Source organism: Rhizobium sp. BK529 (assembly GCF_014194105.1).
Taxonomy (GTDB): domain Bacteria; phylum Pseudomonadota; class Alphaproteobacteria; order Rhizobiales; family Rhizobiaceae; genus Rhizobium.
On the sequence record NZ_JACIAU010000002.1, the window covers coordinates 455,291 to 476,458 of the forward strand.

The 21,168-nt window shown below is 58.7% G+C and carries 19 protein-coding genes; 11 read left to right on the plus strand and 8 right to left on the minus strand.

Going from position 1 to position 21,168, the window contains the following annotated elements:
- Positions 1 to 210 precede the first annotated feature (210 nt).
- From FHX08_RS19180 to FHX08_RS19200, 5 genes are all read right to left on the minus strand, one after another.
- Positions 211 to 540, minus strand: coding sequence for a DUF6665 family protein (locus tag FHX08_RS19180; RefSeq protein ID WP_132655105.1), 330 nt, complete (start codon positions 538 to 540; stop codon positions 211 to 213).
- A gap of 18 nt (positions 541 to 558) precedes the next feature.
- Positions 559 to 711, minus strand: a complete 153-nt coding sequence (locus tag FHX08_RS19185) for a hypothetical protein (RefSeq protein WP_165911926.1) — start codon at positions 709 to 711, stop codon at positions 559 to 561.
- Positions 712 to 845: 134 nt separating this feature from the next.
- Complete coding sequence (locus FHX08_RS19190) at positions 846 to 1,487, minus strand: ThuA domain-containing protein (RefSeq protein ID WP_132655107.1); 642 nt, start codon at positions 1,485 to 1,487, stop codon at positions 846 to 848.
- 19 nt (positions 1,488 to 1,506) lie between these two features.
- A complete protein-coding gene (locus FHX08_RS19195) occupies positions 1,507 to 2,610 on the minus strand; it encodes a Gfo/Idh/MocA family protein (RefSeq protein WP_132655445.1) in 1,104 nt (367 codons plus the stop codon).
- 30 nt (positions 2,611 to 2,640) lie between these two features.
- On the minus strand, positions 2,641 to 3,840 hold the full coding sequence (locus tag FHX08_RS19200) for an ROK family transcriptional regulator (protein ID WP_132655109.1): 1,200 nt from the start codon (positions 3,838 to 3,840) through the stop codon (positions 2,641 to 2,643).
- A 204-nt stretch (positions 3,841 to 4,044) separates the two neighbouring features.
- Here FHX08_RS19200 and FHX08_RS19205 point away from each other — a divergent pair, with 204 nt between their 5' ends.
- The 4 genes from FHX08_RS19205 to FHX08_RS19220 all read left to right on the plus strand — a co-directional run bounded on the left by FHX08_RS19205 (position 4,045) and on the right by FHX08_RS19220 (position 8,310).
- Entirely contained in the window at positions 4,045 to 5,349 is a 1,305-nt protein-coding gene (locus FHX08_RS19205; RefSeq protein ID WP_132655111.1) for an ABC transporter substrate-binding protein, read from the plus strand.
- A gap of 83 nt (positions 5,350 to 5,432) precedes the next feature.
- Positions 5,433 to 6,371: a carbohydrate ABC transporter permease gene (locus tag FHX08_RS19210; RefSeq protein ID WP_132655113.1), complete on the plus strand. Its 939-nt coding sequence runs from the start codon at positions 5,433 to 5,435 to the stop codon at positions 6,369 to 6,371.
- A complete protein-coding gene (locus FHX08_RS19215) occupies positions 6,364 to 7,212 on the plus strand; it encodes a carbohydrate ABC transporter permease (RefSeq protein WP_132655115.1) in 849 nt (282 codons plus the stop codon). The genes FHX08_RS19210 and FHX08_RS19215 overlap by 8 nt, the downstream gene beginning before the upstream one ends.
- Before the next feature lie 24 nt (positions 7,213 to 7,236).
- Positions 7,237 to 8,310 (plus strand): ABC transporter ATP-binding protein, encoded by a 1,074-nt coding sequence (locus FHX08_RS19220; protein WP_132655117.1) that lies wholly within the window; start codon positions 7,237 to 7,239, stop codon positions 8,308 to 8,310.
- Between the two features lie 102 nt (positions 8,311 to 8,412).
- Here FHX08_RS19220 and FHX08_RS19225 read toward each other — a convergent pair whose 3' ends face one another.
- Complete coding sequence (locus FHX08_RS19225) at positions 8,413 to 9,747, minus strand: dicarboxylate/amino acid:cation symporter (RefSeq protein ID WP_184327562.1); 1,335 nt, start codon at positions 9,745 to 9,747, stop codon at positions 8,413 to 8,415.
- 204 nt (positions 9,748 to 9,951) lie between these two features.
- Here FHX08_RS19225 and FHX08_RS19230 point away from each other — a divergent pair, with 204 nt between their 5' ends.
- The 6 genes from FHX08_RS19230 to FHX08_RS19255 all read left to right on the plus strand — a co-directional run bounded on the left by FHX08_RS19230 (position 9,952) and on the right by FHX08_RS19255 (position 19,072).
- The gene (locus tag FHX08_RS19230) at positions 9,952 to 11,829 is read left to right on the plus strand and encodes a sensor histidine kinase (RefSeq protein WP_132655121.1); all 1,878 of its coding nucleotides are present in this window, start codon (positions 9,952 to 9,954) and stop codon (positions 11,827 to 11,829) included.
- The gene (locus tag FHX08_RS19235) at positions 11,826 to 13,193 is read left to right on the plus strand and encodes a sigma-54 dependent transcriptional regulator (RefSeq protein WP_132655123.1); all 1,368 of its coding nucleotides are present in this window, start codon (positions 11,826 to 11,828) and stop codon (positions 13,191 to 13,193) included. The genes FHX08_RS19230 and FHX08_RS19235 overlap by 4 nt, the downstream gene beginning before the upstream one ends.
- Positions 13,194 to 13,701: 508 nt before the next feature.
- On the plus strand, positions 13,702 to 15,645 hold the full coding sequence (locus FHX08_RS19240; RefSeq protein ID WP_132655125.1) for a PrkA family serine protein kinase: 1,944 nt from the start codon (positions 13,702 to 13,704) through the stop codon (positions 15,643 to 15,645).
- Between the two features lie 36 nt (positions 15,646 to 15,681).
- Complete coding sequence (locus FHX08_RS19245; RefSeq protein ID WP_132655127.1) at positions 15,682 to 16,959, plus strand: YeaH/YhbH family protein; 1,278 nt, start codon at positions 15,682 to 15,684, stop codon at positions 16,957 to 16,959.
- The gene (locus tag FHX08_RS19250) at positions 16,956 to 18,521 is read left to right on the plus strand and encodes a SpoVR family protein (protein WP_132655129.1); all 1,566 of its coding nucleotides are present in this window, start codon (positions 16,956 to 16,958) and stop codon (positions 18,519 to 18,521) included. Before FHX08_RS19245 ends, FHX08_RS19250 begins: the two co-directional genes overlap by 4 nt.
- Before the next feature lie 119 nt (positions 18,522 to 18,640).
- Positions 18,641 to 19,072 carry a hypothetical protein gene (locus FHX08_RS19255; RefSeq protein ID WP_132655131.1) on the plus strand — a complete coding sequence of 144 codons (432 nt, stop codon included), beginning with the start codon at positions 18,641 to 18,643 and terminating at the stop codon, positions 19,070 to 19,072.
- 23 nt (positions 19,073 to 19,095) lie between these two features.
- On the opposite strand, the gene FHX08_RS19260 is transcribed toward FHX08_RS19255, so the two are convergent.
- Positions 19,096 to 19,731, minus strand: a complete 636-nt coding sequence (locus FHX08_RS19260) for a glutathione S-transferase family protein (RefSeq protein ID WP_132655133.1) — start codon at positions 19,729 to 19,731, stop codon at positions 19,096 to 19,098.
- Positions 19,732 to 19,738: 7 nt separating this feature from the next.
- Positions 19,739 to 20,104, minus strand: coding sequence for an ArsR/SmtB family transcription factor (locus tag FHX08_RS19265; protein WP_132655135.1), 366 nt, complete (start codon positions 20,102 to 20,104; stop codon positions 19,739 to 19,741).
- Positions 20,105 to 20,313: 209 nt separating this feature from the next.
- Here FHX08_RS19265 and FHX08_RS19270 point away from each other — a divergent pair, with 209 nt between their 5' ends.
- On the plus strand, positions 20,314 to 21,159 hold the full coding sequence (locus tag FHX08_RS19270) for an ABC transporter substrate-binding protein (protein ID WP_132655137.1): 846 nt from the start codon (positions 20,314 to 20,316) through the stop codon (positions 21,157 to 21,159).
- Positions 21,160 to 21,168 lie beyond the last annotated feature (9 nt).

Sequence of the window (21,168 nt, forward strand, 5' to 3'; positions counted from 1 at the left end):
CATGGCCCTATGTGACGGACGATATCCGCTTCGGGCGGCTCATGGCTCCGCATGGTTTTCTCGACAGAGGCCATGAATATGTGGCCCTGCGTCGCGCGAGGCGAAATCGAAAATCTTCGCTCTTCTGCGAATGGTTGGAGAGGGAAGCGCGCGAATTCGCCGCCTTGCATCCTGCGTCAGCCGCGCAGCGGGAGGCGTCGCCTCGAGCGGCTATTTCCTGATGATACCGACCCTTGCCAGTACTTCGCCCGGGATGGCGTAGCGCTGGACAATGTCCTTGTTGTTGCGAAGCCCGCAGATCTCGCGCTGGACGAAGAGCGCCCAGACTGCATCGGAGGCCTCGTTAACCAGCGTCTCGCGCTGCTCGTCACTATGGCGATCGGGATTCCAGGCTTTGAGAGCGGCCAGCGCCGATTCGACTTTCAGTCCGTTGCGCCCGAGGGAGCTCGCGCGCTCCGACATCATCTCGTATTCGAGCGCATTCACCCCACCCTCGGGCGAAAACGACTGCCTGAACGATTGCGGTAAACGAACGCTCATCGGACTGTCCCTCGCTGGTTAGGGCGCCGGCGTGCCCGTGACCTGAAAATAGGCCCAGGCGGCGGCAAAGACGATGATCACGGCTGCGATGATCATCAGCTTGCGGAGCATGGGATTGGGTGCTTTCGGCGGGGGCTTCGGCTTGCGAAACTTGATAACGTTGTCGCTCATTGTCTTGCTGTTCGGTTCGTTGTTCCCACAGCAGTAACGCATAAAGATGGGTTTTGGCACCCGTATGCAGCGCGAATATGCGCTTTTATTCGAAGCTGCCGGCGGGGCACCGGCAGCTTTTAGGTCAAGCCGGATCAGCGAGCCGCCCAGTTGGCGCCGCGGCGGAAAATCGTGCGCATCTGCGGCACGTCGAATTCCTTGGCGACATGGCCGAGTGAAGAATAGAACACGCGGCCCTTGCCGTATTTGCGCTTCCAGACAACCGGCATGGTCACACCGTCGATCCAATAAGCATGTTCGCCGGTGAAGGTCGTTGTCGCCAGCACCTCGTTCGAGGGGTCGACATGCATGTAATACTGTTCGGAATTATAGGGAAAATCGGAGATTCCCTCCATCAGCGGATCGTCCGGCCGGGTGATGTTGACCGTATAGTTGATGATGTTGCCGGGATGGGCAACCCACTGGCCGCCGATGATGAACTGATAGTCGGTCGATTCGCGGAAGCTGTCGCCGGCGCCGCCGTGATAGCCGGCAATGCCGACGCCGCTTTCGACGGCGGCCGCGAGGTTCTTGACCTCTTCCTTCTCAATCTTCGACATGGTGATCACGGGGACGATCAGGCTCAGATCGTGGATCGACGGGTCGGCAAAGGCTTCCGTGCTATGTTCGACATAGACTTTGAAGCCGTCTTCCTCGAGTATGCCCTTGATGATTGCGGCGCATTGTTCCGGTTCATGGCCTGCCCAGCCGCCCCAGACGATCAGTGCTTCACGCATCCTGTATTCCTCCTGAATGTTACTTGCCGAGCAGTCCGTCGACGAGGGATTGAGAGAGCGGAGCGGGGCGCTCCGTTGTTGTGGTCAGTGTCACAGTGGTGCCGGTGTCGGAAGCCTTCTGGAAGGCTTCCATCACTTCGAGCACATGCAGTGCCAAGTCGCCGTTCGCACGGTGCGGCCGGTTCGACCGGATGGCGTGAGCGAGATCGGCGACGCCAAGAGAGCGGTAGTTGCCGTCGGCGTAAGGCAGGGTCACGGGCTGGTCCTCGAACTGGCCGCCCTTCTTCAGGTATTCGACAGGGCCGGCAAAGCGGTTGGGATCCGGCACGATCAACGTGCCTTCGGTGCCGTAGACTTCGAGCGGCACATGTTTGTGGCCGGCGACATCGAAGCTCATGCCGATCTGCACGACAGCGCCATTGGCAAACGCCATGACGCCGGCAACGTGGGTCGGAACATGTACGGGAATGCGTTCGCCGTTGCGCGGCTCGCTGGTGATGACGCGCTCATTGCGCGGCGTGACCGCGAAGCCTGCAACCTTGGCGACCGGCCCGAGTAGATTGACGAGGTCGGTGATGTAGTAGGGACCCATATCGAGCATCGGGCCGCCGCCAACTTCATAATAGAAAGCCGGGTTGGGGTGCCAGCGCTCGTGCCCCGGGCACATGAAGGTCGCAGTACCGCCGACTGGAATGCCGATGACGCCCTCGTCGATCAAGGCGCGGGCAGTCTGATGACCGCCGCCGAGGAACGTGTCAGGGGCTGCACCGATGCGCAAGCCCTTGGCCCTGGCGGCATCAGCCAGTTTTTTCCCTTCCGCGAAATTAATCCCGAGCGGTTTTTCCGAATAGGTGTGCTTGCCGGCCTCCAGCGCCTGCAGGCCAACGGCGACGTGGGCCTTCGGAATGGTCAGGTTGACGATGATCTCGACCTTCGAATCGGCGAGAAGTTCATCGACAGTCCTAGCCTGAAGGTTGAATTCGGCGGCCTTTGCCTCGGCGAGTTCGCGGTTGAGGTCAGCGAGCCCGCGGATATCTAGGATCGGGAAGGCCGATGTCATCGCCTTGAGATAGGCGCCCGAAATATTGCCGCATCCAATGATGCCGATACCGACTTTTTCCATCATATCCTCCAATAATACTGGTTTTGCGCCTCAGAGCGCCGGTCCCGTGGTGCTCCATGGCGATTCATAGAGTTCGTAGAGGGCAACGGCGGCCGCGCCCTGTGCCCAGAAGTCGTCGGTGGAATCGTCGAAGACGAGCTCGCTGACGCCTTGCAGGGATGGCGGGATGGCCAGGGCGTAGGCATCTCGCAGACTGTTGAGGAAGGGCTCGCCAAGCGCAAGCGAGGAACCGACGAGAATGACGCGCGGCGGTGCAAAGAGGGTAACGATATTGGCGATGGTCAGCCCCACTGCCTCGCCGGCCCGTGCTGCTGCACCGATCAGTTGGTCGTCATCGGCCTGGATCATTGCCTGCACATGCGTCATCCCGCGGCCGAGGCGTACCGCTTCGGCAAAACGTCCATCAGCTTGCCGCTCGCCGAGAATAGCGCTTTCCCCAGCACGGCTGGAAAGCCGGACCACGCCCTGTTGTCCCATGCCGAGGACGAGATCGCCGAGATTGTGGCTGAGGCCGCCGGCGCCGCGGAAAAGCTGGTTGTCATGCAGCACGCCGAGACCCAGCGTCTGTTCCAGTGAGATCAGCACCATGTCTTCCAGATCGCGGGCCTTGCCGAACCAGTGATGGCCGAGCGTGATGGCATGTGCATCGCTCTCAATGATCGTTGGTGTGGACAGGCGGGCAGACATTTCTTTAGCAAAATCAACGTTGATTTCGCGGAATATCGGGCTTGAGCGGATATAGCCCGTGCGGTGCTCGATGACGCCGGGAAGCGCCAGGCAGATGCTGTCTATATCATCGAGCGACAGGCCGATATCGACGACACAACGTCGAACGCCGTCTTCGACGAGATCGGCGATGACGGCGATCGGCTGACGATCGATGCGGATCGGCAGCGTCAGCCTGGAGAGCACGTCTCCCCGGAAATTCGTGACGACGAAAACCATGCGGCTGGCGGCAATCTTGGCGCCGACTACGCGGGCGGCATCGGGGTTGAGTTCCAGCATCACGCGAGGCCTTCCTCGCACGGCCTCATTACGGATATCGCCCTCATGACGCGGCAGGATCAGTCCGTCGTCGAGCAGCGAGGCGGTGATGGCGGAAACCGTCGTGGTCGAAAGCTCCGTGCGCTCGCTGATCTGGATACGAGAGATCGGACCATGGCGCCGGATCGTATCGAGCACGTTCAAGCGGTTGATCGCACGCATCAATTCGGGATCTGCAGTCTTCATGAAAATCAGCCAGGCAATCGGCCTGTTGGGGCAAGCCGCCTAATATTTTTAACGGGTTACGAAATAAATAGCAGGTAAACACACGGAGCTGTCAAGCGAATTTGATGAAAAATACAGCGGTTGGCTTGACATCCGACAAAAGCTCCGTTGAATTAATCCGCATAGGGGAAAAATTGTGAGGATAGGTCCCCTGGGAGGAAAATCATGAATTTTATGTCCAAGAGCGCCGTTTTTGGCGGCAGGCGCATCGCGTCTATGGCTGTTGCTGCCGGCATGTTGTTGGCAGGAGCAAGTGCGGCTTCTGCGGCCACCGTGGTCAAATGGTTGCATCTCGAACTCGACCCGAAATTCGTCGCGGTCTGGGAGGATATCGTCAAAAAATACGAAGCCCAGCATCCCGATGTCGATATCCAGATGCAGTTCCTCGAAAACGAAGCCTTCAAAGCTAAGCTGCCGACATTGCTGCAATCGGACGATGTGCCGGACTTCTTTTACAGCTGGGGCGGCGGCGTTTTGAAACAGCAGTCCGAGACTGGCGCGCTGCAGGATGTGACGGCAGCCCTCGATGCCGATGGCGGCAAGCTGCGCAACGCCTATACCCCGGCTTCCGTCAACGGCCTGACCTTCGACGGCAAGACCTGGGCGATCCCTTACAAGGTTGGGCTCGTCAGCTTCTTCTACAATAAGGCACTGTTTGCCAAGGCTAACGTCAAGGCTGAGGACATCAAGACCTGGACCGATTTTCTTGAGGCTGTGAAGAAGATCAAGGCGGCCGGAATCGTGCCAATTGCGGGCGGCGGCGGCGAGAAATGGCCGATCCACTTCTATTGGAGCTACCTCGTCATGCGCGAAGGCGGTCAGAAGGTGTTTGAAGCCGCCAAGAAGGGCGAGGGCGAAGGTTTCCTCGATCCTGCCATCATCAAGGCTGGCGACGACCTCGCCGAACTCGGCAAGCTCGAACCGTTCCAGCCCGGCTATCTCGGCGCGACCTGGCCGCAAACGCTTGGCGTGTTTGGTGACGGCAAGGCCGCGATGATCCTCGGCTTTGAAAATACTGAGGCGAACCAGCGTAAGAATGCCGGCGACGGTAAGGGGCTGGCACCTGACAATATCGGCCGTTTCGTCTTCCCGGCGGTCGAAGGTGGCGCCGGCAAGCCGACAGACACGCTCGGCGGCCTGAACGGCTGGGCCGTCACCAAAAAGGCCTCCAAGGAAGCGATCGATTTCCTTGCTTTCCTGACGAATGCGGACAATGAGCGCGCCATGGCTAAAGCCGGTATGCTCCTGCCTGTCGCGGTCGGCGCGGATGACGGCGTCGTCAACCCGCTGCTAGCCGACTCGGCAAAACAGCTCGCGGGTTCGACTTGGCATCAGAACTTCTTCGACCAGGATCTCGGTGCAGCCGTCGGTCGCGTCGTCAACGACGTGTCAGTGGAAATCGTCTCCGGACAGATGAATTCCAAGGACGGCGCCCAGATGATACAGGACGCTTTCGAACTGGAACAATAACCCGCGCCCGCAGAGCTTTCCCGGCGCTCCAGCCAAGCTCGGAGCGCCGGCACGACCGCCGACGAGACACGAAAGCAGGTGCCATGGCCAATATTTCAGTCCCCTCTATGTCAGCCACGGCAAGGCAGACAAGACGAGCCGCAAACGGAAAAAGTTCGGTTGCCCATGACCGGCTCACGGTGCTTCTAATCTTTCTTCCGCCGGCGCTGGTGCTCTTCACGCTCTTCGTTATCATGCCGATGGGCGAAGCGGCGTGGTACAGCCTTTATAAATGGAACGGATACGGTACGCCGACCGAGTTCGTAGCACTCCGCAATTTCCAGGTCCTGTTCCGCAATCCGGCTTTCACGCAGGCCCTGATCAATAACGGCCTGATCATTGTCATCTCGATCTGCATTCAGGTGCCGCTCGCCATCTGGCTGGCGACAATGCTTGCCCACCGCATTCCCGGCGTAGTCGGCTTCCGCCTGATCTTTTTCCTGCCCTATGTGCTGGCGGATGTCGCCGCTGGCCTCATCTGGCGCTTCGTCTACGACGGCGATTACGGCCTGTTTGCGGCCGTTTCCAATTTCTTCGGTTTCGCCAATCCTTATGTGCTCGCCGACAAGGACGTAGCGATCTATGCGATACTCGGGGTCATCGTCTGGAAATATTTTGGTTTCCACATGATGCTGTTTATCGCCGGCCTGCAGTCCGTCGACAAGAACGTGCTAGAGGCGGCCGAAATCGATGGCGCAACCGGCTGGCAGAAATTTCGTTACGTCACGCTGCCGCTGCTCGGCTCAACCCTGCGCCTTTCGATTTTCTTCGCGGTCGTCGGCTCGCTGCAGCTCTTCGACATGATCATGCCGCTGACAGGCGGCGGGCCGTCCAATTCCACGCAGACGATGGTCACCTTCCTCTACACCTATGGCGTCATGCGTATGCAGGTGGGTTTGGGGAGCGCCGTCGGCGTGGTGCTCTTCATCATCTGCGTCACGCTCGCCTTCGGTTACAAAAGGATCTTCATGCGCCATGACTGATATGAGCTCTTCCATTCGCATGAGCGTGTCTACGCGCGTCTACCTCTACGCGTCGCTGAGCCTAATTGCCGCGATCGTGCTCGTGCCGCTGGTGACGACGGCACTCGGCGGCTTTAAGACGCTAGGCGACCTGCGCACCAACCCTTTCGGCCTGCCAACGGAATGGCAATGGGCGAATTATACCGACATTCTCTTCGGTGAGCGTTATTGGCTGCAGATCGGCAACTCGCTCGTCATCGCAGCTCTCACTGTGCTCCTGACGCTGATCGTCTCGTCCATGGCGGCTTTTGCCTTTGCCCATGTCCGGTTCTTCGGCTCGTCCTTCCTGCTCAATTATTTTTTGCTCGGCCTGATGTTTCCTGCTGCGACCGCGATCCTGCCGCTCTTCATCCGCATCCGCGATCTTGGCCTCTTGAACACCTATTGGGGCGTGGTGCTGCCGCAGGTGGCCTTCGGTCTGGGCATGAGCATCCTCTTGTTTCGCAACTATTTCCGCAATCTTCCGGAAGAATTGTTCCAGGCGGCGTTCGTCGATGGCTGCGGTTATCTGCGCTTCTTCTGGCATATATCGCTGCCGCTTTCCCGCCCCATCGTCGCTACCGTCAGCATCATCTCCTTCGTCGGCAGCTGGAACAGTTATATCCTGCCGCTGATCATGTTGAATTCCGAGTCTAAATATCCCTGGCCTCTCGGCATTATGGTCTATCGCGGCGAATACGGGACTGAGTGGCAGCTGGTGCTGGCCTTCATCACGCTCACCATTCTGCCGACCATCATCGTCTTTTTCATCGCCCAGAGGCACATCATCGCCGGATTGACCGCCGGCGCCGTGAAGTCCTGAGCCCGAGCTATTGGAGGTGCAATCATGGCATCCGTTTCACTGAGCGACATTCGCAAGGCCTATGGTGCCGTCGACGTGATCCACGGCATTTCGCTCGATATCGCGGATGGGGAATTCGTCGCCCTTGTCGGGCCGTCCGGCTGCGGAAAATCGACACTGCTGCGGATGATCGCCGGCCTGGAGGAGATCACGGATGGCGAGATCGCGATCGGCGGTAATGTCGTCAACGGTATGACGCCTCGCGAGCGCAACATCGCAATGGTCTTCCAGTCCTACGCGCTCTATCCGCATATGACGGTCGCAGAAAACATGGGCTTCAATCTCAAGCTCGCCGGTGTCGCAAAACCGCAGATCGAGGCCCGCGTCGCCGAGGCCGCCCGAATGCTGGATCTCGCCCAGCTTCTCGACCGCAAGCCGGCCCAGCTTTCCGGCGGCCAGCGCCAGCGTGTCGCCATGGGCCGCGCTATCGTGCGAAATCCCGCCGTCTTCCTGTTCGACGAGCCGCTCTCCAACCTCGATGCCAAGCTGCGAGTGCAGATGCGTTCGGAAATAAAGACGTTGCACCAGAAGGTCAAAACCACCTCGATCTATGTCACGCATGACCAGATCGAGGCGATGACGCTTGCAGATCGCATCGTCGTGCTCAATCAGGGCAGAGTGGAGCAGCAGGGTACGCCGCTTGAACTCTATAAGAAACCTGCCAATCTCTTCGTGGCCGCGTTCATCGGATCGCCGGCGATGAATATGCTGGATGGTACCGTGGATGGCGAAGACGGCAAGCCGGCCGCGCGTCTTTCGGATGGCACTGCGATCCGCATCGCTCCTGACCGCAAGGTTCGCCCCGGTCAGGCGGTGACTATTGGCCTGCGCCCCGAGCATCTGACGCCGGGTGGCAAAGATGGAAGTGCGCTTGCCGGGCACACCCTGCTCGTCGAGCCGACCGGTGCTCAGACCCATGTCGTCTTCGATCTTGCCGGTCAACCGGTAACGGCTGTGGTGGATGGGGATTATGCTGCTCGTTATGGCGCTCGCTTCGAAGCGAATATCGCCAGCGAGCAGGTCCATATTTTCGACCGCGGCACAGGCTTGGCACTTTAATCCGGACGGACGACAGGCTGCTCCCCTCATGGCGTGTCAGCCGACACCAAATGCGATCCTCCGCCAATCGCACGACTGGCGGAGAATTTATTTGTCTTAAGCTCATTCCGCCGGCTGAGCCACCGGAACAAGCAGATCGCGGTCATCGCGCAAATTGCCGGCCATTGCTGCGGCAAAACGGGTCTGATCGAGCTCGTTTTCCCAGCGGGCGACGACGATGGTAGCAACCGCATTGCCGACCAGGTTCGTCAGCGCACGGCATTCCGACATGACGCGATCGATGCCGAGGATCAGCGCCATGCCGGCGATCGGAACCGAGGGGACGACCGAGAGTGTGGCGGCAAGCGTGATGAAGCCGGCACCGGTGATGCCTGCGGCGCCCTTAGAGCTCAGCATCGCCACGAGCAGCAGCAGGATCTGATCGCCGAAGCTCAGATGCGTGTCCGTCGCCTGAGCGATGAAGAGCGCTGCCAGCGTCATGTAGATATTGGTTCCGTCAAGGTTGAACGAATAGCCGGTCGGAATGACGAGGCCGACGACCGAGCGCTTGCAGCCGGCCTGTTCCATCTTATTCATAAGGCCGGGCAGGGCGGCTTCGGACGAGGAGGTGCCAAGCACCAGCAGCAGCTCTTCCTTGATATAGCGGAGCAGCGCCAGGATGGAGAAGCCATTATAGCGGGCGACCGCGCCGAGCACGACCAGCACGAAGAGCAGCGATGTCAGATAGAAAGTGCCGATCAGGAAGGCGAGGTTGGCAATCGCGCCGATGCCGTATTTGCCGATCGTAAAGGCCATCGCGCCGAAGGCGCCGATCGGCGCAAACTTCATCAGGATCGCGACGAGGCGGAAGACCGGGGCCGTCAGAACCTGGAAGAAGTCAAGCACGGGTTTGCCGCGGTCGCCGACGGAACCGAGCGCAATGCCGAAGACCACGGAGAAGAACAGGACCTGCAGGATATCACCCTTGGCGAAAGCGCCGACGATCGTATCCGGGATGATGTTCATCAGGAAGCCGACGACCGTCGCGTCATGGGCCTGAGCGGCGTAGTTGTTGACGGCTTTCGTATCGAGCGTTGCCGGATCGATATGCATGCCGGCGCCAGGCTGCAGGACATTCGAGACAACGAGGCCGACGACGAGCGCCAGCGTCGAGAAGACGAGGAAATAACCGAGCGCCTTGCCGACGACGCGGCCGAACTTCTTGAGATCGGCCATGCCGGCAATGCCGGTCGTGACAGTCAGGAAGATGACGGGCGCGATCACCATGCGCACGAGCTTGATGAAGGCATCTCCAAGCGGCTGCAACGAAGCGCCAAGAGACGGGTAGAAGTGGCCGAGCAGAATGCCGGCGGCGATGGCCGCCAGAACCTGCACGTAGAGGTGCCGGTAAAAGGGAATCTTGCCGCGCTCCGCGGCAGGGTTCATTGCGATATCCATGGTGTCCTCCACTGTGCCGGCGCCAAGGCGGCGGCGGGCAAGTCATGATGGTCAAACAGCCTCCCGACTGATGAGGACATGGCTTGCAATGCGCGTGCCAGTTTCTGGCTCGCATTAACCCATTGATATCATTGCTCATGATCTTCGTCGTTTTCGGACAAGTGCGGATTTTCGCACAATGTGAATTGCCCGCAGTGCGAATACATGCACAATACCGCCATGCACCAAAGCATCGCATCTGAACGTTTCCTGACACTCGAACAGCTCGGCCGGCGATCCCGTTCCGTCTGGCTGATCTTTGCGGCACTTGCCGCCATCGTGATTGGCGCAGCGCTTTACGGCGCCGGCACTTATGGCCGCTTGCAGGCAATCGCGGCACTGGAGGATCAGGGGCAAACGGACGCCAATCTCAAGGTGGCGCTGCTGCGCGCCGTGCTCGAGGGACCACGAGCCCTGCCGCTGCTTCTCGCCGATGATCAGCAGGTGCGAGACGCTCTGGCCTCGGGGCAGGGCGAGGCCGTCATGGGGCTTGATCGCAAGCTGCAGAGTCTGGTCGCCGGCACCCGCGCCTCGGTTCTGTATGTAACCGGCAATAATGGCATCGCGATCGCTTCCAGCAACTGGCAGGAGCCGTTGAGCTTCGTCGGCAACGACTATTCCTTTCGCGATTATTTCCGCCGTGCGATGGAAACGGGCACGGCGGAGCATTTTGCGCTCGGCAATGTCAGCAGCCGGCCCGGCCTTTATATTTCCCGGCGGGTTGGGAATGCTGCAGATCCGCTCGGAGTCGTCGTGGTCAAGATGGAATTCGATCAGCTGGAATCCGACTGGCGCGATGCAGCCCGACCGGCCTATGTCACCGATGAGCATGGGGTTGTGTTGATCACCAGCCTACCGTCCTGGCGCTTCATGACGGCAAAGCCGCTGCCGCAGGAAAGTCTTGCGGTGATCAGGAACAGCCTGCAATTCGGCGAGGCGCCGCTGCTGCCATTGCCGATCGATGAGCGTCAGGCACTTCGACCCGGAGCCGCGATCGTGCGTGCCATCATGCCGGGCGGCGGGGAGGGCGAGTTCCTGCGGCTGCGCACCGAGGTGCCATCGACATCGTGGCAGCTCGAATATCTTGTGCCGACCGAAGCACCGATCGCCACTTCCGTGCGCGAGTGGCGGTTGCTGACACTGGCCGGGCTCCTTCCCGTGCTGGCTATCATGACCTTCCTGCTGCGCCGTCGCCAGATCGCGAGCATGCGTATTGCGACCGAACGCGCCGCGCGAGAGTTGCTGGAGCGCCGGGTGCTGGAGCGCACGGAGGATCTGAGCCGCGCCCGTGACAGGCTGCAGGAAGAGATAACCGATCATCGCGTAACCGAAGCAAGGCTGCAGGTGGTGCAGCAGGAACTCGTCCAGGCGAATCGTCTGGCGATCCTCGGTCAGGTGGCTGCGGGCGTGGCGCATGAGATCAATCAGCCTGTGGCGACCATCCGCGCCTATGCAGACAATGCCCGCACCTTCCTTAAACGCCAGCAGCCGGAATCAGCCGACGACAATCTCGACGCGATTGCAGGCCTGACGGAGCGCATCGGCATGATCACCGAGGAGCTGAAGGCCTTTGCTCGCAAGGGCCGCACCGCCGCCGAGCCGGTGGAGCTGCGCGCCGTCATTGAAGGGGCGGTCATGCTGCTGCGAAGCCGCTTTGCCGGACGGCTGGATGCCTTGAATATCAAGCTGCCGTCAGCGGGCCTGAAGGTGAGCGGAAACCGTGTTCGCCTGGAACAGGTGCTGATCAATCTGTTTCAGAATGCGCTCGAAGCGCTTGAAGGCAGGGAGGAAGCAAAGGTGGATATCTTCTGTGAGGAGACTGAGGGCGAGGTGGCTGTGATTGTCGCCGACAACGGCCCCGGCATTTCGCAAGACATTCTCGGCTCGCTTTTTTCGCCCTTCAATACCTCGAAGGAAAAGGGCCTCGGCCTTGGGCTCGTCATTACCAAGGACATTATTTCCGATTATGGCGGCCGCATCGAGGTCGATAGCAATGAGTGCGGCACGCGCTTTACCGTCCATATCCAGAGAGCACAGGCATGAGCGACATGATCCCAGTCCTCCTTATCGATGACGACAAGGATCTCCTGAAGGCGACGAAACAGACGCTGGAACTTGCCGGCTTTTCCGTTTCGACCTTTCTCGCCGCCGCTGAGGCGTTGAAGGTGCTGACATCAGAATTTTCCGGAGTTGTGGTCTCGGATATCCGCATGCCGCATGTTGACGGGCTGCAGCTCTTCGATCGCATCCGCCGGCTGGACGAAGACCTGCCGGTGATCCTGATCACCGGGCATGGCGATATCCCGATGGCCGTCAAGGCGATCCAGGACGGAGCCTATGATTTCATCACCAAGCCCTTCGCAGCTGACCGGCTGGTGCAGAGCGTGCATCGGGCGGCGGAAAAGCGCCGTCTCGTGCTCGACAACCGATTGCTGCGCGAGGCCGCCGAACAGGCACAGAGCGACCTGCCGCTGATCGGCCAGACGCCGGCCATGGAGCGCTTGCGACGGACGCTCCGCCAGATTGCCGATACCGACGTTGATGTGCTGGTAACTGGTGAGACCGGCAGCGGTAAGGAAGTGGTGGCGAGCCTTCTGCACCGCTGGAGCCGCCGTGCCAAAGGAAACTTCGTGGCGCTGAACTGCGGTGCTCTGCCGGAGACGGTGATCGAAAGCGAACTCTTCGGCCATGAGGCCGGTGCCTTTACCGGGGCCCAAAAGAAGCGTGTCGGCCGTATCGAACATTCGAGCGGCGGGACGCTTTTCCTCGACGAAATCGAAAGCATGCCGGCTGCTGCGCAGGTTCAGATGCTGCGCGTGCTGGAAATGCGTGAAGTCATGCCGCTCGGCACCAACGAGGTGCGGCCGGTCGATTTGCGTGTCGTCGCTGCTGCAAAGGTCGATCTCGGTGATCCGCGCCAGCGTGGCGAATTCCGCGAGGATCTCTACTATCGCCTCAATGTCGTTACGATCAGCATCCCACCGCTGCGCGACCGGCGCGATGACATCCCGCTTCTTTTCGCCCATTTCACGGAACGCGCTGCCAATCGTTTCAAGCGCCCGGCTCCCTCGGCTTCACCTCAGCTGTATCGGCATCTGAGAAACCACGACTGGCCGGGCAATGTGCGCGAGCTCTCGCATTTTGCCGAGCGCTTCGTACTCGGCCTCGAAACAACGCCGGCGGAGCCGGAGCAGGGAGGGATGGAGGACAAAGAGGTTCCCCTGTCTCTGCCGGCGAGGATCGACCGCTTCGAGGCCGATATCATCCGCGAAACATTGACCCGCAACGAGGGCAACGTGCGTCGGACCATTGAGACACTCGGCATCCCACGCAAGACGTTCTATGACAAGCTGCAGCGCCACGGCATCGAGCGAGCCGCTTTCAGCCCTTCGAAGGCGGATAGTTGACATGCTAGGCATGTGCTGGCGGCAGAAGCGAATGCAAAACGTTAAGTTGCAATTCCCTTGCCATAACAAGCCGTCGACATGCACAGGAGATCGAAGCTTCAGCTCTCATAGGCTGAGTAAATGGCCGCGTTTTCGATCATGTCTTGCTTTTCTTGGAGGTGCCTCTTGGAGACAATACCACAAGGTGGACAGCGAGAAATCCTCGCTCCAGCGAATCAGGTGGCCCTCAATCGGCACTAACACAAGTTTGCGTCATTGAGGTGAAGGTGTGCGGCGTTCTTTGAGACCGGGCGCGAATGATACTCCCGGCGCTGCCGCAAAGCTATAGAGACGGTCAACTTTCGAGGATCAAATCGATGAATTGCGCGCACTTTTTTGTGTGGCGAGGCCGGAATGCCTGCCATGTCTTATTTCCGTCGCTCCAGACCTTGATCTTTCGAGACATTGGCGCACCATCTTACTTAGCGAAAGCGAAAATCGCTGAGGCAGACCTTTATTAGGAGGGCCTATGCTAGAAAACTCCCTATTCGACGCGTTCACCCGCAACTACGAGGCTCGCCGCGAGACGGATATGTCTGTGGCGGATTATCTTACGCTGTGTAAGAAGGAGCCGATGGCTTACGCCAATGCCACCGAGCGCCTGCTCGATGCCATCGGCGAACCCGAGATCATCGACACTGCAAAGGATTCGCGGCTCGGACGCGTTTTCATGAACAGAACCATCCGAACCTATCCGGCCTTCGTGGGATTTTTCGGTATGGAAGAGACGATCGAGCGGATCGTTTCCTTCTTCCGTCACGCCGCCCAAGGTCTCGAAGAGCGCAAGCAGATCCTTTATCTGCTCGGCCCTGTCGGCGGCGGCAAGTCCTCGCTTGCAGAGCGCTTGAAGCAGCTCATGGAGGTCAATCCCATCTATGTGCTGAAGGCTGGCGACGAATTGAGCCCGGTCTTCGAAAGCCCCCTCAACCTCTTTGATCCGCTTACCATGGGGCCGTTGCTGCTTGAGCAATATGGCATTCCGACCCGTCGCCTCAGCGGCTTGATGAGCCCATGGTGCCTCAAGCGTCTTGACGAGTTCGACGGCGATATCTCACGCTTTCGCGTCGTGAAAATCCAGCCGTCCCGGCTTCGCCAGATCGCGATTGCCAAGACTGAGCCGGGTGATGAGAACAATCAGGACGTCTCATCGTTGGTCGGCAAGGTCGATATCCGCAAGCTCGAGCATTATCCGCAGAACGATTCCGATGCCTACAGCTATTCCGGCGGTCTTAACCGCGCCAATCAGGGCATCTTGGAATTCGTCGAAATGTTCAAAGCGCCGATCAAGATGCTGCACCCGCTGCTGACGGCGACGCAGGAAAACAACTACATGGGCACCGAAAATATTGGTGCGATCCCGTTCTCCGGTATCATCCTTGCCCATTCGAACGAAGCGGAATGGCAGACCTTCAAGGCCAACAAAAACAATGAAGCCTTCATCGACCGCATATGCGTGATCAAGGTTCCCTATTGCCTAAGGGTCACTGAGGAGCAGAAAATCTACGAGAAACTGATCGAAGGATCGGAGCTTGCGAACGCCCCATGCGCGCCGGCAACACTCGAGATGCTCGCTCGTTTCTCTGTCCTGTCACGGCTTCGCAAGCACGAGAATTCCAATCTCTTTTCGAAGATGCGTGCCTATGACGGCGAAAGCCTCAAGGAAACCGATCCGCGCGCCAGAAGTGTGCAGGAATATCGCGATGCTGCCGGCGTCGATGAGGGCATGGACGGAATATCGACACGTTTCGCCTTTAAAGTTCTTGCGTCGACCTTCAACCACGACACGACGGATATCGGCGCCGATCCGGTGCATTTGATGTATGTTCTGGAACAGGCTATCCGCCGCGAGCAGTTTTCCGAGGAGACGGAAAAGCGCTATATGGAGTTCATCAAGGCTGAATTGGCACCGCGTTATGCGGAATTCATCGGCAACGAGATCCAGAAGGCTTACCTGGAATCCTATTCTGATTACGGTCAGAATCTGTTCGATCGTTACGTCGACTATGCGGATGCCTGGATCGAGGATATCGATTTCAAGGATCCGGATACGGGACAGTTGCTCGATCGCGAACTTCTGAACCAGGAACTGACGAAGATCGAAAAGCCGGCGGGCATTGCCAATCCCAAGGATTTCCGCAACGAGATCGTCAAGTTCTCGCTTAGATCGCGGGCAGCTAACGGCGGCAAGAATCCTTCATGGACGAGCTATGAGAAAATCCGGGAAGTCATCGAAAAGCGGATGTTCTCGCAAGTCGAGGATCTGCTGCCGGTGATCTCCTTCGGTTCGAAGAAAGATAGCGAAACCGAAAAGAAACACAGTGAATTCGTTTCGCGCATGGTCGCGAGGAATTACACGGAACGGCAGGTTCGCCGTCTGGTGGAATGGTACATGCGGGTCAAGCAGGCAAGTTAGGTAGGCTGTCCGAGCGAGTACCCTGTAGGAGCAAACATGCACATCATAGACCGGCGGCTTAATCCGCGCGGTAAAAGTTTGGAAAATCGACAACGGTTCCTTCGGCGCGCCAAGGACGCCGTCGGGCAAGCGGTAAAACAATCTCTGCAAAACCGCTCCATTCGCGATGTGCTTGATGGCGGCGAAGTCACTCTTCCGATCGGCGGCATGTCCGAGCCAGGTTTTCACCGGGGTGGAGGCGGGGTTCACGACCGTGTTCTTCCAGGCAATCAGGAGTTCGTCGAGGGCGACCTTATCAAACGGCCACCGGCATCGGGCGGCGGCCGACCGAAGGAGGCAGGAGAGGGCGACGGCGAGGATGGTTTCCGTTTCGTGCTCACTCGGAAGGAATTTCTCAATATCTTCCTCGAAGATCTGGAATTGCCTGACCTCGCAAAACGTAAGCTGAGCGAGACCGAAGAAGTGACGCCGCAACGGGCGGGCTTCTCCGTCTCCGGCTCCCCCTCGAACATCGCCGTTGGTCGCACCACGCGCCTTGCCATGATGCGGCGCCTCGCGCTTCACCGTCCGAAGGCACAGGAAATCGAGGCGCTTCAGAAGCAGATCGACGAATGCGACAGCGCTGAAGAGCGCCTCATACTGGAGGAGAGGCTGAAGATGCTGACCCTCAAGAGCAAACGCATCCCCTATATCGATCCGCTCGATGTGCGCTATCGGCGCTTTGAAAACACGCCGAAGCCTGTCATCAAGGCAGTGATGTTCTGCCTCATGGATGTTTCCGGCTCTATGAGCGAACATATGAAGGATCTCGCCAAACGTTTTTACCTGCTCCTCTATCTCTTCCTGTCGCAGCGCTATGAAAAGGTCGAGATTGTCTTCATCCGGCATACGGAGAAGGCAGAGGAAGTCGACGAGGAAACCTTCTTCTACAGCCCGGCAACGGGCGGTACGCTGGTTTCCAGTGCGCTGGCTGCCATGCGTTCGATCGTTGCCGCGCGCTTCGATCCGACGGAATGGAACATCTACGCAGCCCAGGCTTCGGATGGCGATAATTCCTATTCCGACGGCGCTCTGACCGGCCAGTTGCTGGAGCACGAAATCCTGCCGGTCTGCCAGTACTTTGCCTATATCGAAGTCGGTGACGAGGACGGCGATTCCTCGATGTCGCGATCACCGCTCTGGACGCTCTATCAGGAGATTCGCTCCGCAGCGCTTCCTCTGGCCATGCGAAAGGTCTGCCGCAAGAACGAGATATTTCCTGTTTTCCACGATCTGTTCCAGAAAAAGACCGCCAAGGCGGGAGAAACGGCATGAAAACCAGCGCACGACATAGGGGAGGGCTGCTGTTTGAGGGCGCCGATTGGGATTTCCCGACCCTGCAGCACATCCACGACGCCTGCGAGGACATCGCCCTCGGAGAACTGGGATTGGATGTCTATCCAAACCAGATCGAGGTTATCACCTCGGAGCAGATGCTCGACGCTTATTCCTCGACCGGCATGCCGCTCTTCTATCGCCACTGGTCCTTTGGCAAGCACTTTGCCCATCATGAAGCATTCTACCGCCGCGGGATGCGCGATCTCGCCTATGAGATCGTCATTAACAGTTCACCCTGCATCTCCTATCTGATGGAGGAGAATACGGCGACCATGCAGACCCTGGTCATTGCGCACGCCGCCTTCGGCCATAACCATTTCTTCAAAAACAACTACCTTTTCAAGCTTTGGACCGATGCAGAGGGCATCCTAGATTATCTCGACTTCGCAAAGGGTTATATTTCCCGCTGCGAGGAACGCTATGGAGAGGTAGCCGTCGAGCGAACGCTGGATGCCGCCCATGCGCTGATGTCGCATGGCGTACACCGCTATGCCGGCAAGACGCAGGTGGACCTGAGGCAGGAGGAAAAACGGCAGCAGGAACGCCGCGCCCATGAAGAGAAGATCTTCAACGACCTCTGGCGGACGGTGCCTGTCGGCCAGAAGCGCAGCAAGTCGGACCGAGATCTGGAGCAGAGGCGGGCTGCACTCGGTTTACCGCAAGACAATATTCTCTACTTCCTCGAGAAATCGGCGCCACGGCTCCATTCCTGGCAGCGCGAGATATTGCGCATCGTCCGGCACGTCGCCCAGTATTTTCATCCCCAACGCCAAACCAAGGTGATGAACGAGGGAACTGCCACCTACGTCCACTATAATATCATGAAGCGCCTGCATGAGCGTGGGCAGATTAGCGACGGCAGCTATTTCGAGTTTCTGAAATCTCACACGAACGTCGTGTTCCAGCCCATGTTCGACGACCGCCGCTTCTCCGGCTTCAATCCCTATGCGTTGGGTTTTGCGATGATGCAGGATATCGAACGCATCGTGAAGGAGCCGACAGACGAAGATCGCGAGTGGTTTCCTGATATCGCCGGACGAGGCGATGCTATGGCTGTCCTGCGCGATATCTGGGCCAATTACCGCGATGAGAGTTTTGTGAGCCAGTTCCTCAGTCCACGCCTCATGCGGCAGTGGCGCATGTTCCAGCTCCATGACGATCCGGAGATTGAGGAGGGTATTCTGGTTTCGGCAATCCATGACGAGCGTGGTTACCGGCGCATCCGCCGGCAGCTCTCTCGCGACTACGACATAGGCTATACCGATCCGGCGATTGAGATCGTCGACGTCGATCTCTCCGGCGACCGCAGACTGCTGCTACAGCACCGGGCGAGCAACGACGAATTCCTGGAAGAGGATGACCTGAAGCTCGTTCTGCAGCACCTTGCCGATTTGTGGAGCTATGACGTTCTGCTGGAAGAGCTCGACAGCAAGGAAAGTATCGTTCGGAAGCATATCGCGCATCCGCGAACTTTTTCGCGACAAGGCGAATTCGCCTGAGGAGCCAAGATTCTGTCCGTTCGAGGGGCCTGATTCTTCAAACGTGATTGGACAGGCAGCGCAGTTGGGGTCAACCTTCTGATGGGGGCGTGCAATCTATTTCCGAATAGGAGGCCGCTATGGAACAATACGCAGTCGATCAGCTCAAAGCTATAGCCAGAGTCAGCCGCACCACTCCACAACTGTCTCGCGCCGAGCGCCTGGAGCGGTGGGCGGAGCTTCTGGAAAGCGATCCCACGCGTTCGCTCGTTACCCTTCGGGAAACCGAATATCTGCCCCGTGACCAGCGGGTGATGATGAGGATCGCCGGATCGCCGATATCCGTAGCCTATGCCGATCCGGTTCTGCGTGCCGCAGGTCTCGAGGGCGATACCTATGGGGACGCTCAGAGCTTTTTCGACCTTAACGATCGTCAGTTGCACGGGCTCGTGTGCTCCTGCCATTTTGGAGCACAGGTCGATGCAGGTGTTGTCGCCCGCCATCTGAGGGCAGCCTCCATGCCAGGTGTGAAGGGTATCCTGGCACGCATGCGGCTGCTTTTCACGCGATAGGCTGCGGCCGAAAACTTTAGCGATTAGAGACCGGGCAGCGGAACCGGCCCGGTGAAGTGCGGTACTTCGTAGCCGCGCTTCACCTGAGGCCGGGCGGCGATCTGCAGATACCAGCGGCGGACATTCGGGAAGTCGTTGAGGTCGATTTTGTGGCGCGTGAAGCGAGAAACCCAGGGCCAGACAGCCATGTCGGCGATGGAATAGTCACCGGCAAGGTGTTCCCGGCCATTGAGCCTTGCATCGAGCGTTTCATAAAGCCTGATCGTGTCTCTGCGGAAAAGCGTCTCGGCGAAGGGCGCGTGACCTTCATTATAGGTCAGGAAATAATGCGCGTGGCCGAGCGTCGGTCCGAAGCCACCCATCTGCCACATCAGCCATTCGATGGTGTGGTGGCGAGCACTGCCTTCGCGCGGCAGGAATCTTCCCGTCTTTTCGGCGAGATAGAACAGGATGGCGCCGGATTCGGCAAGGGTGACATCGGTCTCGTGGTCGACGATGGCCGGGATCTTGCCGCCCGGATTGATCGCAAGGTAGCCGGCGGAAAACTGATCGCCCCTAGTGATGTCGATTGCGTGGGTTTTGTAAGGAAGGCCGAATTCCTCAAGTGCGATCGATATCTTCAGGCCGTTCGGCGTGATCCAGGTATAGAAATCGATCATAGGGCGATCAGTCGAACATCACTTCATCGACTGGCAGCTTTGCCATGCCGAAACGACCGGTTACATCGTCGAGGCCGGAGAACATGTTCCGCAGCGCGTAGACAATGGTTTCGACCCTCGCATCGGCGACGCGATAGACAATCGCCTTGCCCTCGCGACGCCCCTCGATGACGCCTGCTTCGCGCAGTTCCGCAAGCTGTTGCGAGAGCGTCGGCTGACGGATGCCGAGCTCTTCCTCCAGCGCAGAGACGGACGCCTCGGTTTCCATAAGATAACAGACGATCGCCAGCCTGTTTGCATTGGCGATAAGCTTCAGCAGTTCGCTCGCCTCGCCGACACTGCGGCAGACCCTCGATGACACGGGTTTGGTCATGGCCACCTCTTTTGTTCTACAAAAAAGTAAAGTGAGCAAGTCGGATTTTCAATGCTGAACATACTGACACGAGTGTTGTGGCAGAAGATTTTATTATCGGTAGATTTTATAGATTTTTGATTTGGTTTCCTGTCGCTTCCAGGGATGACATTTCTCGCCGTCAATATATAAAAAAGTAGATTGATCGCAGTCACAATCTTGGAATGAAGATGAGAATCGGCGTTCATCCCAACAATCTCCATCTGCGGCTCGCCAGCGTCTGGCCCGGTGCCTTTGCTGATCTCGATCCGATCTTCGTTCCTTATAGCGAGGGCCGCGATACGGCGTCGCTGCTCGAAGCCGGCGTTATCCATGTTGGTGGAACAGGATCGACGCCGCCGATCGAGGCGGATGCCCGAGGCCTCGGCGTTGAGTATGTTGGAGCATCCGCGCCACGGCCTGCCAATGGCGCGATCTTCGTGCGCGCCGAGACTGATGTCGAGTCTGTCGCCGGTCTTGCTGGGCGCAGAATCTCGCTGATCGATGGTTCGTTTCATACCTATCTGCTTGCCCGCAGCCTCGAGGCCGAGGGTCTTATGCTTGACGATGTCGAACGCGTCGAAAGTGGCACACGAGATTCCTTGGCAGAACTGCTGGAGGGCAGGGTGGATGCTTGGGTTGCCATGTCGCCGCGGCTGGAGAAGGCGATCGGGCGCACCGATCTCCGCCTCATCGTCCGCTGCGGGGCGACTATTCCCAATCGGTCGTTGTTCTGGAGCCTTGCGCGCATCGGGCTCTCTTCCGCAGAAATCGCAGGTATTGTTTCAGAGCTTGCCCGGATCGGCGGTGAGATTGCGGCGGATCCGGTGACGGCGGCCCATCTTCTGGCAGAAAACGACCGCAGCGGCACTGGTGCTGACGCCTGGGGGCAGATAGTGCGCTCACGTGATTTCTCGGTCGTGTCGATCGATGCGCCAGTGCTTGCCGAGCAGCAGGAAGAGGCTGATACGCTCTTCCGCCACGGCCATTTCGATCGCGCGGTCGCCATTGGCCGACCGCTGCAGGCAACCAAGTAAGGAGCCGGA